The organism is Streptomyces sp. WAC 06738 (assembly GCF_003945505.1).
Lineage (GTDB): Bacteria > Actinomycetota > Actinomycetes > Streptomycetales > Streptomycetaceae > Streptomyces.
On sequence record NZ_CP029618.1, the window covers coordinates 931,615 to 943,322 of the forward strand.

The window sequence follows — 11,708 nt, forward strand, 5'->3', positions numbered from 1 at the left end:
CTGCGGCTACCTACCAGGCAGTAGACTTACCTACCCGTAGGGAGTTGGCAATGGCCCCGACATCATCCGCCCGCCGCGCCCCCGCAGTCCACTCGCCCCGGCGCTCACGCCCAGCTGTCGATGTGCAGGCTCCACCGCCCGGGACGCCCCGTGAGGCTGATCGCCGACAGCGGCATCACGTCGATGTGCCAGTACGAGACGGGCGGCGCCTTCAGCGCGTAGACCAGCGCGGCGCGGATGATCGAGGGCTCGGTGACGGCGAGCACGTGGGTGCCGTCGTCCACCGGGCGGGTGTCCAGCCAGCCCCCTATCCGCTGGATGAAGGCGATCAGCGCCTCGCCGCCGTGCGGGGCGGCGTGCGGATCCGCGAGCCAGGCGTCCACGTCGCGCGGCTCGGTCATCATCACCTCCTCCAGCGTGCGCCCCCGCCACCGGCCCATGTCGCAGTCGCGCAGCGCGAGTTGGGCCAGCGGCGCGAGGCCGAGCACCCGGCCGGTCTCGCGGGAGCGCTGGGTGGGCGAGCAGTACCGCAACTCGGCGGCGGCCAGCGGAGAGAACACCGGAACGGCGCGCTCGGCCGCCACCCAGCCGTCCGCGTCCAGGGGCCGGTCGTCGTCGAAGCGCTCCGCGAGCCGCGAGGAGTTGCGGGCCGCGGCGAGGAGCGTGAGACGAACGTTCATGCGGTGATGGTAGGAGCGCCGTCAGGCTCTGCCCAGAGCCATCCACAGGGCCGGCTCCGCGCCGGCGGCTCGAAGCCGGGCCTTGCCCGGGTCCTGGACCTCGTGGGCGTCGCCGGTCGCCAGCGGGACACGCCGCACGAGCACGCGGTCGAGCCGGACGGGGTCGGTGGAGACCTCGTACGGTGCGGGTACGTGAGCCATGGGCAGAGCCTGGCACACGGTGCATGGCCAGTACACCGGAATCCTCCGGGAGCCAAGCGCGGCGCCCGCCCTTAAACTGGCGGTCACGGACCCCATCATCTGGGGACGAGCCGGACAGGAGGTCGACCCGATGCAGGCTGAAGTGGGCGACAAGCTGTGTGTGCACGGCCGTGTCGTCGGTCAGGAGGACCGGACGGCGGAGATCCTCGAAGTCATGGGCCCAGCCGGGGCACCGCCCTACCGGGTGCGGTTCGACGACGGCCACGAGGCGCTGGTGTCACCCGGCCCGGACTCCGTGGTCCGGCATCGGGACCGGGAGTCCGGGCAGGGCTGACGTCCGCGGCCGCGGGTGGCGGTGCGGCCGGGACGACGGGGGCCGGCGGGCGCGCCGTCAGCAGCGCGGCGGCCGGGCCGGCTCGCGGTAGTGGTCGGCGACGAGCCTGCTGACCGCGCCCAGCGGGTCCTGGGGCAGCAGTTTCGCGGAGAAGTACATGTTGCCCTGGACCTCCGGGTAGCCCTGGCAGAACGTCAGGTGACGGGAGAGCTCCGCCGGGTCGAACCAGGCGGCGGGCTGGCCGGCGGCGCCGACCTTGTAGAGCGCCTCGCCGATGTAGAGGTTGACGCCGGTGCCCGCGACCACGTCGTTCCACCAGGGCACGATCTTGGCGTAGTCGGCGACCGCGAAGCCGATGTTCCAGTACACCTGCGGGACGATGTAGTCGATCCAGCGCTCGCGCACCCATTTGCGGGTGTCGGCGTAGAGGTTGTCGTACGTCTGCGTGCCCGCCTGGGTGTCGGAGCCCTCGGGGTCGGTGGCCGCGTTCCGCCAGACCGCGAACGGGCTGACGCCGAACTGCACGGTGCGCTTCGTCCGCTTGATGGCCCGGCCCAGCTCCGCGATCAGCAGGTCGACGTTGTTGCGCCGCCAGTCGGCCTTGTCCGCGAAGGCGCCGCCGTACCTCCGGTACGTCTCCTCGTCGGCGAACTCCTGGCCCGCGACCGGGTACGGGTAGAAGTAGTCGTCGAAGTGCACGGCGTCGATGTCGTAGCGCCGGACGGCGTCGAGGATGCAGCGCTGGACGAAGCGGCGGACCTCCGGCACCCCCGGGTCGTAGTAGATCTTGCCGCCGTACGGGACGACCCACTCGGGGTGCCGGTTCGCCGGGTGGTCGGGCACCAGCTTCTCCGCGAGCGCGTCGTTGCGCACCCGGTAGGGGTTGAACCAGGCGTGCAGTTCGAGACCGCGCCGGTGGGCCTCGCGGACGGCGAAGCCGAGCGGGTCCCAGCCCGGGTCGGCGCCCTGGGTACCGGAGAGCCACTCCGACCACGGCTCGTACGGCGACGGCCACATCGCGTCCGCCGTCGGCCGGGCCTGGAAGACGACGGTGTTCATCCGCCGGTCCGCCGCCTCGTCGAGCCGGGCCAGCAACTGACGCTGCTGCTCGGCCGCGCTCAGGCCCTGCTGGACCGGCCAGTCGATGTTCGCCACCGTCGCCACCCACGAGCCGCGCATCTGCCCGGCCGGTCGGCCGTGGCCGCGTCCCGCGGCGCCCGCCGAGGCCGCGATCGCGTCGCCCGCCACGGTCACCGCGGACAGGGCACCCACCGCCGCGGCGCCGAACCGGCGCCGGCTGAGGTGGTGCGGTCTGCCGGGAGTGCTGCTCCCCATCTGGATCCTCCGAATCGCCGAGAACAAGAATCCGACTGCGCCAAGTGGTCTGAACCACTCGTCAGTTGCGGCACATCCTCGCGTCCTGCCTCACCCGGGGACAAGAGCCATGCGCTACGCGGGTAACGTCAGGGGTCCGAAAGGGTTGCCCACACGGCAGGACGAGGGACGAGGAGAGACATTGACCGACATCGAACGCGTCGGAGTGGTCGGATCCGGCCAGATGGGCTCGGGCATCGCCGAGGTGTGTGCCCGCTCCGGCCTTCAGGTCGTCGTCGCCGAGACCACCGGCGATGCCCTCGAACTGGGCCGTACCCGCGTCATCAGCTCCCTCGCCAAGGCGGCCGACCGCGGCAAGATGAGCAAGGAGGAACGGGACGCGGCGCTGGGCGCGCTGAGCTTCACGACCGATCTCGGAGAGCTTGCGGAGAGCGATCTCGTGATCGAGGCGGTGGTGGAAAACGAACAGGTCAAGACCGAAATCTTCCAGGTCCTTGATCAGGTCGTCGCCCGCCAGGACGCCATCCTCGCCTCCAACACCTCCTCCATCCCGCTGGTCAAGCTCGCCGTCGCCACCACGCGGCCGGAGCAGGTCATCGGGATGCACTTCTTCAACCCCGCGCCCGTGCAGCGCCTCATCGAGCTGATCCCGGCGCTGACGACCAGCGACGACACGCTCAAGCGGACCGAGGCGCTGGCCCGCGACGTGCTCGGCAAGCACGCCATCCGGGCCCAGGACCGCTCCGGGTTCGTCGTCAACGCGCTCCTGATCCCGTATCTGCTCTCCGCGGTCCGGATGTTCGAGTCCGGCATCGCGACGCGCGAGGACATCGACAACGGGATGGAGCTGGGCTGCGCCCACCCGATGGGCCCGCTGAAGCTCTCGGACCTCATCGGCCTCGACATCGTCGCCTCGGTGGCCGACTCGATGTACGCCGAGTACAAGGAGCCGTCGTACGCGACGCCGCCGCTGCTGGCGCGGATGGTCGAGGCCGGGCGGCTGGGCCGGAAGTCGGGCGCCGGGTTCTACACGTACTGAGGCGTCCCGGCCGGCACGGTACGGGGCCCGCGGCCGGCCCCGTACCGTCGTGCGGGCTCACGCCCCGCGCAGCACCGCGCCCGCCTCCTCGGCGGCCCTGGCCACCGCGGCGTCCCGGGCGGCGCCCGCCTCCTCGGCGGTCAGCGTGCGGTCGGCGGCGCGGAAGCGCAGCGCGTAGGCGAGCGACTTGCGGCCCTCGCCCACCTGCTCGCCGGTGAAGACGTCGAACAGCCGCACCGACTCCAGCAGCTCCCCGGCCCCGGCGCGCAGCGCCTCGGCGACCTTCGCCGCCGGCACGTCCGCGGCCACGACCAGCGCCACGTCCTGCGTCGCCACCGGGTACGTGGAGATCCGCGGCGCCTGGAGCGGGCCGCCGCCGGCGATCTCCAGCAGGTCGAGCGAGACCTCCATCGCGCAGGTGCGCTCCGGCAACTGCATCGCCTTGACCACCCGCGGGTGCAGCTCACCCGCGTGGCCGACGACCCGCCGCTCGCCGTCCACGACCGCGAAGAGCGCGGCGCACCTGCCGGGGTGCCACGGCGCGTGCCGGTCCGGCTCCGCGGCCAGCTCCACGCCCGCCTCGCGGGCCACGGTACGGGCCGCCTCCACCGCGTCCGCCCAGTCCGCCGGGCGGCCCCGGCCCCACCAGCCGGCCCGCTCGCGGGCGCCGGCGAGGACGACGGCGGCGCGGCGCGGCTGCTTGGGCAGGGCGGTGTCGAGCCGGGCGATCTCCTCGTCCGTGGGCCGCCGGTCGACGGGCAGCCGCACCGGCGCGGTCTCGTAGCCGGAGGGCCGGAAGACCAGGCCGGTCTCGAAGAGCGCCAGGTCCGCGGCCCCGCGGCCGTGGTTGCGGCGCAGGGCGGCGAGCAGCCCCGGCAGCAGCGTGGTGCGCAGCGCGGGCTCCTCGTCGCTCAGCGGGTTGACGAGGGTGACCGTACGGCGGCGGGCGTCGTCCGGCTCCAGGCCGAGGGCGTCGAGCGCCGCCTCGCCCAGGAACGGGTAGTTCAGCACCTCGACGTAGCCGGCGCCGGCCAGCGCCCGGCCGGCCCTGCGGTGCAGCCGCTGCCGGCCGGTCAGACCGCGGCCCGCGGGCGGCCGGGGCAGCGTCGACGGCAGGTTCTCGTAGCCCTCGAGCCGGATGACCTCCTCGGCGAGGTCGTTCGGCGAGTCCAGGTCGGGGCGCCAGGACGGCACGGTGACGGTCAGCTCGTCGGCGCCGTAGACGTCGCAGCCGACCTCCTGGAGCCGGCGCACCACGGTCTCGCGCCCGTACGTCACGCCCGCCACCAGGTCCGGGTGGTCGGCCTTCAAGCGCACCGTACGCGGCCCGCGGGGCGCGGTGACCCCGGTCACGCCGGCCTCGGCGGAGCCGCCGGCGAGCAGCACCAGCAGGTCCACGGTGCGCTGCGCCGCGGCCGGTCCCGCCTCCGGGTCGACGCCGCGCTCGAAGCGGCGCGACGCCTCGGAGGTGAGGCGGTGGCGGCGCGAGGTGCGGGCGATGGAGACGGGGTCGAAGTGCGCGGCCTCGATCACGATGTCGGTGGTGCCCTCCACCGTGCCGAGCAGGTGGTCGCGTACCCCGGCCTCGGCGATCTCGGTGTCGGCGCCGCCCATCACCCCGGCCAGCCCGATCGGACCGCGGTTGTCGGTGATCAGCAGGTCCTCGGGATCGAGGGTGCGCTCGACGCCGTCGAGGGTGGTGAGCTTCTCGCCCGGGGCTGCGCGGCGGACGCCGAGCGGGCCGTCGAGCCGGTCGCGGTCGTAGGCGTGCAGCGGCTGGCCGATCTCCAGCATCACGTAGTTGGTGACGTCCACGGCGAGCGAGATCGGGCGCATGCCGGCCTTCTGCAGCCGGCGCTGGAGCCAGATCGGCGAGCGGGCCTCGGGGTCGACGCCGGTGACGACGCGGGCGGTGAACCGGTCGCAGCCGCGCAGGTCGTCGACCTCGACCGGGTAGCCGTAGTCGTTCGGCGGGGGCACGTCGAGCAGCGCCGGGTCGCGCAGCGGCAGGCCGTAGGCGATGGCGGTCTCGCGGGCGACGCCGCGCAGGGACAGCGCGTAGCCGCGGTCGGGGTTGACGGCGATGTCCAGGACCTCGTCGTTCAGCTCCAGCAGCTCGATCGCGTCGGTGCCCGGCTCGTACTCCGGCGGCAGCACGAGGATGCCGTCGTGGTCGTCGCCGATGCCCAGCTCGCGCACCGAGCAGATCATGCCCTCGGAGACCTTGCCGTACGTCTTGCGGGCACCGATCTTGAAGCCGCCGGGCAGCTCGCCGCCGGGCAGGATGACGACGACCTTGTCGCCGACGGCGAAGTTACTCGCGCCGCAGATGATGTTCTGCGGCTCACCCGTGCTGTTGGCGCTGCCGACGTCGACCTGGCAGTAGCGGATCGGCTTCTTGAACTCCGTCAGCTCCTCGATCGCCAGCACCCGGCCGACGACCAGCGGGCCCGTCAGGCCCGCACCGAGCCGCTCGACGGTCTCGACCTCCAGGCCGGCGCTGATCAGCCGGGCCTGGACGGCACGGCCGGTCTCGCCGGCCGGCAGGTCGACGTACTCCCGCAGCCACGAAAGCGGGACTCGCATCAGATCTCCATCCCGAACGGCCTGGTGAAGCGCACGTCACCCTCGACCATGTCTCGCATGTCCTCGACGTTGTGGCGGAACATCAGCATCCGCTCGATCCCGAACCCGAACGCGAACCCGCTGTAGCGCTCCGGGTCGACGCCGCAGGCGACCAGCACCTTCGGGTTGACCATGCCGCAGCCGCCCAGCTCGATCCAGCCCTCGGAGCCGCAGGTGCGGCAGGGCCGGTCCGGGTTGCCGACGGACTCGCCGCGGCAGACGAAGCAGACCATGTCCATCTCGGCGGACGGCTCGGTGAAGGGGAAGTGGTCCGGGCGCAGCCGGGTCCGCATGCCCTCGCCGAAGAGCGAGGAGACCATGTGGTCGAGGGTGCCCTTGAGGTCGGCCATCGTCAGGCCCTCGTCCACGGCCAGCCCCTCGACCTGCATGAAGACGGGGGTGTGGGTGGCGTCCAGCTCGTCGGTGCGGTAGACGCGACCGGGGCAGATCACGTAGACCGGCGGCTCGCGGTCGAGCATGGTGCGGATCTGCACGGGCGAGGTGTGGGTACGCAGCACGACGCCGGACTCGCCGTCGCCCTGCCGCTCCCCCGCGCCGTCGCCCTGCGGACCGCGTACGAAGAAGGTGTCCTGCTCGCTGCGCGCGGGGTGGTCGGGCGCGATGTTGAGGGCGTCGAAGTTGAACCACTCCGCCTCGACCTCGGGGCCCTCGGCCACCTCCCAGCTCATCGCCGTGAAGATGTCCTCGATGCGCTCGGAGAGCGTGGTCAGCGGGTGGCGGGCGCCGGCGGGCGAGCGGTCGTACGGCAGCGTGACGTCCACCGCCTCCTCGACCAGCACCCGGGCGTCGCGCTCCGCCTCCAGCTCCTCCTGCCGCCGCTTGAGCGCCTGGCCCACCTCGCCGCGGGCCCGGCCCACGCGCTTGCCCGCGTCCGCCTTGGCGTGCGGCGGCAGGGCGCCGATCTCGCGGTTGGCCAGCGCCAGCGGGGAGCGGTCGCCGGCGTGGGCGATCTTCACCTCGCGGAGCTCTGCGAGTTCGCCGGCCGCGGCGATGGCGGCCAGCGCCTCGTCGCGCACCCGGTCGATCTCTTCCGGTTTCAGTGCCTCGACCTCGACAGGGTCGTACGACTTGTTCGGTGCCGACATCTCTTCCCGTACTTCCGATTGGCTGGCTGCGCCCCGACCCGGCGGCCGCGGCGGTGTCGGCGAGCGAGGTCGCCGAGGGGCCGGGGGTCGAGTCTACGGGCGCGTGGACGTGGGTGAAGCCCGTGGGCGGGCGGCCGCTGCTCAGGCGAGGTGGGCCGGGGCGCCGACGGGCAGGGTAAATCGGAAGCGGGCGCCGCCGCCGGGGGCGCGGCCGACCGTGATGATCCCGCCGTGGGCCTCCACGATGCCCTTGACGATGTACAGCCCCAGGCCCGTGCCGCCGCGCTTGCTGCCCCGCCAGAAGCGGGTGAAGACGCGGCTCATCGACTCCTCCGGGATGCCGGGGCCTTCGTCGCTCACGGTGACCTGGGTGCCTTCCCTGCCGTGGTTGAGGATGGCGGGTGCCACCTCGATGGTGACAAGTCCCTCGCCGTGGCGCACGGCATTTTCCAGCAGGTTGCCCAGCACCTGGTCGACCTTGTCCGGGTCGGCCCACAGCTCGGGCAGCTCCCCCGGCACCAGCGTGCGGAACCGCGCCGGGTCCTGGCCCGCGGTGGTCTGCGCCTCCACGTGCCGGTGCACCGCGGCGACCACGTCGACGCGCTGCTTGCGCACCTCCAGCCGGCCGGAGTCGATCCGGGAGATGTCCAGCAGTTCGGCGATGAGCCGGGTGACGCGGTTGGCGTCGGCGTGCACCGTCTCCAGCATCAGCCGCTTCTGGTCGTCGGTGAACCGCTCCCACTTCGCCAGCAGCGTGGCGGTGAAGCCCTTCACGGAGGTCAGCGGCGAGCGCAGCTCGTGCGCGACGGTGGCGATGAGCTCCGCGTGGCTGCGCTCGCTGCGCCGCCGGGCCTCCGTACCGCGGAGGGTGACGACGAGCTTGCGCACCGGGCCCGTGCGCCCGTCGCGCACGTACCGGGCGGCGACCAGCACCTCGCGGTTGCCGGGCAGCAGCAGGTTGCGCTCCGGGTGCCCGGTGCGGATGGCGAGGCCGCCGTACGGGTCCGTCAGCCGCCACCAGCGGCGGCCCTTCAGATCCTCCAGGGGCAGCGCCTCGGCCAGCGGACGGCCGAGGACGGCGGCCGGCTCCAGGGCGGTGATCCGCGCGGCGGCGGCGTTGAAGCGCACCACGAGGCCGTGCTCGTCGGCCACGACGAGGCCGTCCGGCAGATCGTCGGGCGCACAGCCGAGGTCCCTCACCCCGGGCCCGTCATCTGCACTCTCCACCCCATGAACCCCCTCCCGCGGACCGGGCGTTGGCCTGCCCGTACGGTCGACTCGCGGACCTAGAGCGGTCACCTTACCGGGCGGAGCTGACGGGACGGCACCCGCCGATCGGGCGGTGCGCCCGGGCCGAGGCGTAGAGGCACACGGCGGCGGCGGTGGCGAGGTTCAGGCTCTCGGCGCGGCCGTGGATCGGCACCCGCACGACGGCGTCGGCGAGCGCCCTGGTCTCCGCGGGCAGCCCCCACGCCTCGTTGCCGAAGATCCAGCCGGTGGGGGCGGCGAGGCCGCCGTCGTCCAGCTCGTCGTCGAGGTCCCGCTCCCCCGCCCCGTCCGCGGCCAGCAGCCGCACGCCGGCGGCGCGCAGCTCGGCGGCGGCGCGCTCGGCGGGCACGCCGGTGACGACGGGGAGGTGGAAGAGGCTGCCGGCGGAGGCCCGTACGGCCTTGGGATTGTACGGGTCCACGGAGGCGTCGGTCAGCACCACGGCGTCGGCCCCCGCGGCGTCGGCGCAGCGCAGCACGGTGCCGGCGTTGCCGGGGTCGCGGACGTGCGCCAGGACGGCCACGAGCCGGGGGCGGGCGGCGACGACGTCGGCGAGGGGCACGTCGAGGAACCGGCAGACGCCCACGAGACCCTGCGGGGTCACGGTCTGCGAGAGCCCGGCGACGACCTCCTCGGCGGCGGCGTGCACCCGTACCCCCGCGCTCCGGGCCGCCCCGACGATCTCCGCGTGCCGCTCCGCGGCCTCCGCGGTGACGAAGAGCTCGGCCAGCACGGGACCGGCGCCGCCGGCCGCTCCGGCCCCGTACGCCACCGCCTCCCGCACGGCCTGCGGCCCCTCGGCGAGGAACCTGCGCTCCTTGGCCCGCCCCGCGCGCCTGAGCAGCTTGCGGGCGGCGGTGACGCGGGCGGAGCGCGGCGAGATCGGCTCGGGGGTGCCCATGGGCGGCGGGGAGACCTTTCGTACGGCGGGTGCGGGGTGCGGGCGGCGGGACGACCCGCGCCGAAGACAGAACCCGCAGGCCGGCGGGGCCTGCGGGTCCTTGGTACGTACCGTGCGAGCGCGGTGGCTCAGGCGGCGGACTTCGGCGCGTTGACGTCGCTGGGCAGCGCCTTCTGCGCCACCTCGACGAGCGCGGCGAACGCGCCCGCGTCGTTCACGGCCAGCTCGGCCAGCATCTTGCGGTCCACCTCGACGCCCGCGGCCTTCAGGCCCTGGATGAAGCGGTTGTAGGTGATGCCGTTGGCGCGGGCAGCGGCGTTGATCCGCTGGATCCAGAGCTGCCGGAAGTCGCCCTTGCGCTTCTTGCGGTCGTTGTAGTTGTAGACGAGGGAGTGGGTGACCTGCTCCTTCGCCTTGCGGTAGAGGCGGGAGCGCTGGCCGCGGTAACCGCTGGCCTGCTCGAGGATCGCCCGGCGCTTCTTCTGGGCGTTGATTGCCCGCTTGACGCGTGCCACTTGTTCACTCCTTGGGGCTGGGTCGCGTCGGCTGCGCGACCCGGAACGGCTGGGTCCCGGTCTCTTGAGTCCTGCGCCCTGCCGGTGCAGGGCGGCGACTCACCTGCCGAGAAGCTTCTTGACCTTCTTGGCGTCGGCCTTGGACAGCTCGACCGTGCCGGCGAGGCGCCGGGTGAGAGTCGACGGCTTGTGCTCCAGGTAGTGGCGCCGGTTGGCACGCTGACGCAGCACCTTGCCGGAGCCGGTCACGCGGAAGCGCTTCTTGGAACCACTGTGGGTCTTGTTCTTCGGCATCTCGCCGTTCACTCCTCGTCTTCGGCGCCTCCCACCACCCCGTAAAAGGGCATGCGGAAGCGTCAGACTGACTTCGTACGTCTCCGGACCCGGGGCCGGGTCCGCGATCAGGCCTCGGCGCGCTCCGCCGGAGCGTTGTCGTCGCCCCTGCGCTCCGCCTTGCGGGCGGCCTGGGCCTCCCGGGCTTCGGCCATCGCCTCGGTCTTCTTCTTGTGCGGACCGAGGACCATGATCATGTTGCGGCCGTCCTGCTTGGGGTTGGACTCCACGAAGCCCAGCTCCTGCACGTCCTCCGCGAGCCGCTGCAGCAGCCGCCGGCCCAGCTCGGGACGGGACTGCTCACGACCGCGGAACATGATCGTGATCTTGACCTTGTCACCCTGCTTGAGAAACCGCTCGACGTGACCCTTCTTGGTGTCGTAGTCGTGCGGGTCGATCTTCGGCCGGAGCTTCATCTCCTTGATGACCGTGTGCGCCTGGTTCTTGCGCGCCTCACGGGCCTTCATGGCCGACTCGTACTTGAACTTCCCGTAGTCCATCAGCTTGCACACCGGAGGACGGGCGTTGGCCGCCACCTCGACCAGGTCGAGGTCGTACTCCTGGGCAAGCTCCAGAGCCTTGGCGAGCGGGACGATGCCCACCTGCTCGCCGCTGGGGCCGACAAGTCGCACCTCGGGGACGCGAATCCGGTCGTTGATGCGGGGCTCGGCGCTGATGTGGCCTCCTCATTTCCACCACGCGACTGCCTGGCGGGCAACCGCGTCACGTTCTGTCTGCCGACCATCCGACGCGGGCACGAAAAAATCCCCGGACGGGACGCAAATGCGGCTCCTGCCGGGGAGCACCGCCGCAGAGCCAGCCGCGGGGCGCTTGGGACCGGTGACCCGCCGACCGGGGGCCGGAAGGTGGGAGATCGGAGCCTCCACTTGCGGGCCGGTCGCTCCTCTTTCCTGCATGGCGCGTCCGGCCGGTCGCTGTCCAGCATACCAGTGCGCGGAGAGACCCCGCACATCCGTGCCGCGCCCGCGGCGGGGGTCAGCCGAAGACGGGGCCCGTGTACGCCTCGCCGGGACCCTGGCCCGGCTCGTCCGGGTGCTCGGACGCCTCGCGGAAGGCGAGCTGGAGCGACTTCAGCCCGTCGCGCAGCGGTGCCGCGTGGTACGAGCCGACCTCCGCGGCACCCGCGGTGACCAGCCCGGCCAGTGCGGTGATGAGCTTGCGGGCCTCGTCGAGGTCCTTGTGCGCGGCGCCGTCCTCGGCGAGCCCGAGCTTGACCGCGGCGGCGCTCATCAGGTGCACCGCCACCGTCGTGATCACCTCCACGGCGGGGACCTCGGCGATGTCGCGGGTGAGCGCGTCGAAGTCGGGTCCTGCGTCGGCGCCGGGGCCGGTGTCGCTCATGGGGGCTC

The 11,708-nt window shown here is 72.9% G+C and carries 13 protein-coding genes; 2 read left to right on the forward strand and 11 right to left on the reverse strand.

Annotated features, from left to right (window positions below; all coding sequences use genetic code 11):
- Window positions 1-104 precede the first annotated feature (104 nt).
- Both DMB38_RS03735 and DMB38_RS36590 read right to left on the reverse strand, forming a co-directional pair.
- Window positions 105-680, reverse strand: coding sequence for a histidine phosphatase family protein (locus DMB38_RS03735; RefSeq protein WP_047014791.1), 576 nt, complete (start codon window positions 678-680; stop codon window positions 105-107).
- Window positions 681-701: 21 nt separating this feature from the next.
- Window positions 702-881, reverse strand: coding sequence for a hypothetical protein (locus DMB38_RS36590; RefSeq protein ID WP_240661961.1), 180 nt, complete (start codon window positions 879-881; stop codon window positions 702-704).
- Between the two features lie 130 nt (window positions 882-1,011).
- Between DMB38_RS36590 and DMB38_RS03745 the strand changes: the two genes are divergently transcribed.
- Entirely contained in the window at window positions 1,012-1,215 is a 204-nt protein-coding gene (locus DMB38_RS03745; protein WP_047014793.1) for a DUF1918 domain-containing protein, read from the forward strand.
- 57 nt (window positions 1,216-1,272) lie between these two features.
- Here DMB38_RS03745 and DMB38_RS03750 read toward each other — a convergent pair whose 3' ends face one another.
- Window positions 1,273-2,487 (reverse strand): family 10 glycosylhydrolase, encoded by a 1,215-nt coding sequence (locus DMB38_RS03750; RefSeq protein WP_125938794.1) that lies wholly within the window; start codon window positions 2,485-2,487, stop codon window positions 1,273-1,275.
- Window positions 2,488-2,731: 244 nt separating this feature from the next.
- Here DMB38_RS03750 and DMB38_RS03755 point away from each other — a divergent pair, with 244 nt between their 5' ends.
- Window positions 2,732-3,589 carry a 3-hydroxybutyryl-CoA dehydrogenase gene (locus tag DMB38_RS03755; protein WP_125933937.1) on the forward strand — a complete coding sequence of 286 codons (858 nt, stop codon included), beginning with the start codon at window positions 2,732-2,734 and terminating at the stop codon, window positions 3,587-3,589.
- Between the two features lie 57 nt (window positions 3,590-3,646).
- On the opposite strand, the gene pheT is transcribed toward DMB38_RS03755, so the two are convergent.
- The 8 genes from pheT to DMB38_RS03795 all read right to left on the reverse strand — a co-directional run bounded on the left by pheT (window position 3,647) and on the right by DMB38_RS03795 (window position 11,700).
- A complete protein-coding gene (gene pheT / locus DMB38_RS03760; RefSeq protein ID WP_125933938.1) occupies window positions 3,647-6,175 on the reverse strand; it encodes a phenylalanine--tRNA ligase subunit beta in 2,529 nt (842 codons plus the stop codon).
- A complete protein-coding gene (gene pheS, locus DMB38_RS03765; protein ID WP_125933939.1) occupies window positions 6,175-7,320 on the reverse strand; it encodes a phenylalanine--tRNA ligase subunit alpha in 1,146 nt (381 codons plus the stop codon). Before pheS ends, pheT begins: the two co-directional genes overlap by 1 nt.
- A 141-nt stretch (window positions 7,321-7,461) precedes the next feature.
- Window positions 7,462-8,547 carry an ATP-binding protein gene (locus DMB38_RS03770; RefSeq protein WP_125933940.1) on the reverse strand — a complete coding sequence of 362 codons (1,086 nt, stop codon included), beginning with the start codon at window positions 8,545-8,547 and terminating at the stop codon, window positions 7,462-7,464.
- Window positions 8,548-8,620: 73 nt separating this feature from the next.
- The gene (locus tag DMB38_RS03775) at window positions 8,621-9,490 is read right to left on the reverse strand and encodes an RNA methyltransferase (RefSeq protein ID WP_125933941.1); all 870 of its coding nucleotides are present in this window, start codon (window positions 9,488-9,490) and stop codon (window positions 8,621-8,623) included.
- A gap of 128 nt (window positions 9,491-9,618) precedes the next feature.
- Window positions 9,619-10,005 (reverse strand): 50S ribosomal protein L20, encoded by a 387-nt coding sequence (gene rplT, locus DMB38_RS03780; RefSeq protein WP_018836831.1) that lies wholly within the window; start codon window positions 10,003-10,005, stop codon window positions 9,619-9,621.
- Between the two features lie 99 nt (window positions 10,006-10,104).
- The gene (gene rpmI / locus DMB38_RS03785; RefSeq protein ID WP_018852864.1) at window positions 10,105-10,299 is read right to left on the reverse strand and encodes a 50S ribosomal protein L35; all 195 of its coding nucleotides are present in this window, start codon (window positions 10,297-10,299) and stop codon (window positions 10,105-10,107) included.
- 107 nt (window positions 10,300-10,406) lie between these two features.
- The gene (gene infC, locus DMB38_RS03790; RefSeq protein WP_027773538.1) at window positions 10,407-10,970 is read right to left on the reverse strand and encodes a translation initiation factor IF-3; all 564 of its coding nucleotides are present in this window, start codon (window positions 10,968-10,970) and stop codon (window positions 10,407-10,409) included.
- A gap of 364 nt (window positions 10,971-11,334) precedes the next feature.
- Entirely contained in the window at window positions 11,335-11,700 is a 366-nt protein-coding gene (locus DMB38_RS03795) for a DUF1844 domain-containing protein (protein ID WP_125933942.1), read from the reverse strand.
- Between the last annotated feature and the right edge of the window lie 8 nt (window positions 11,701-11,708).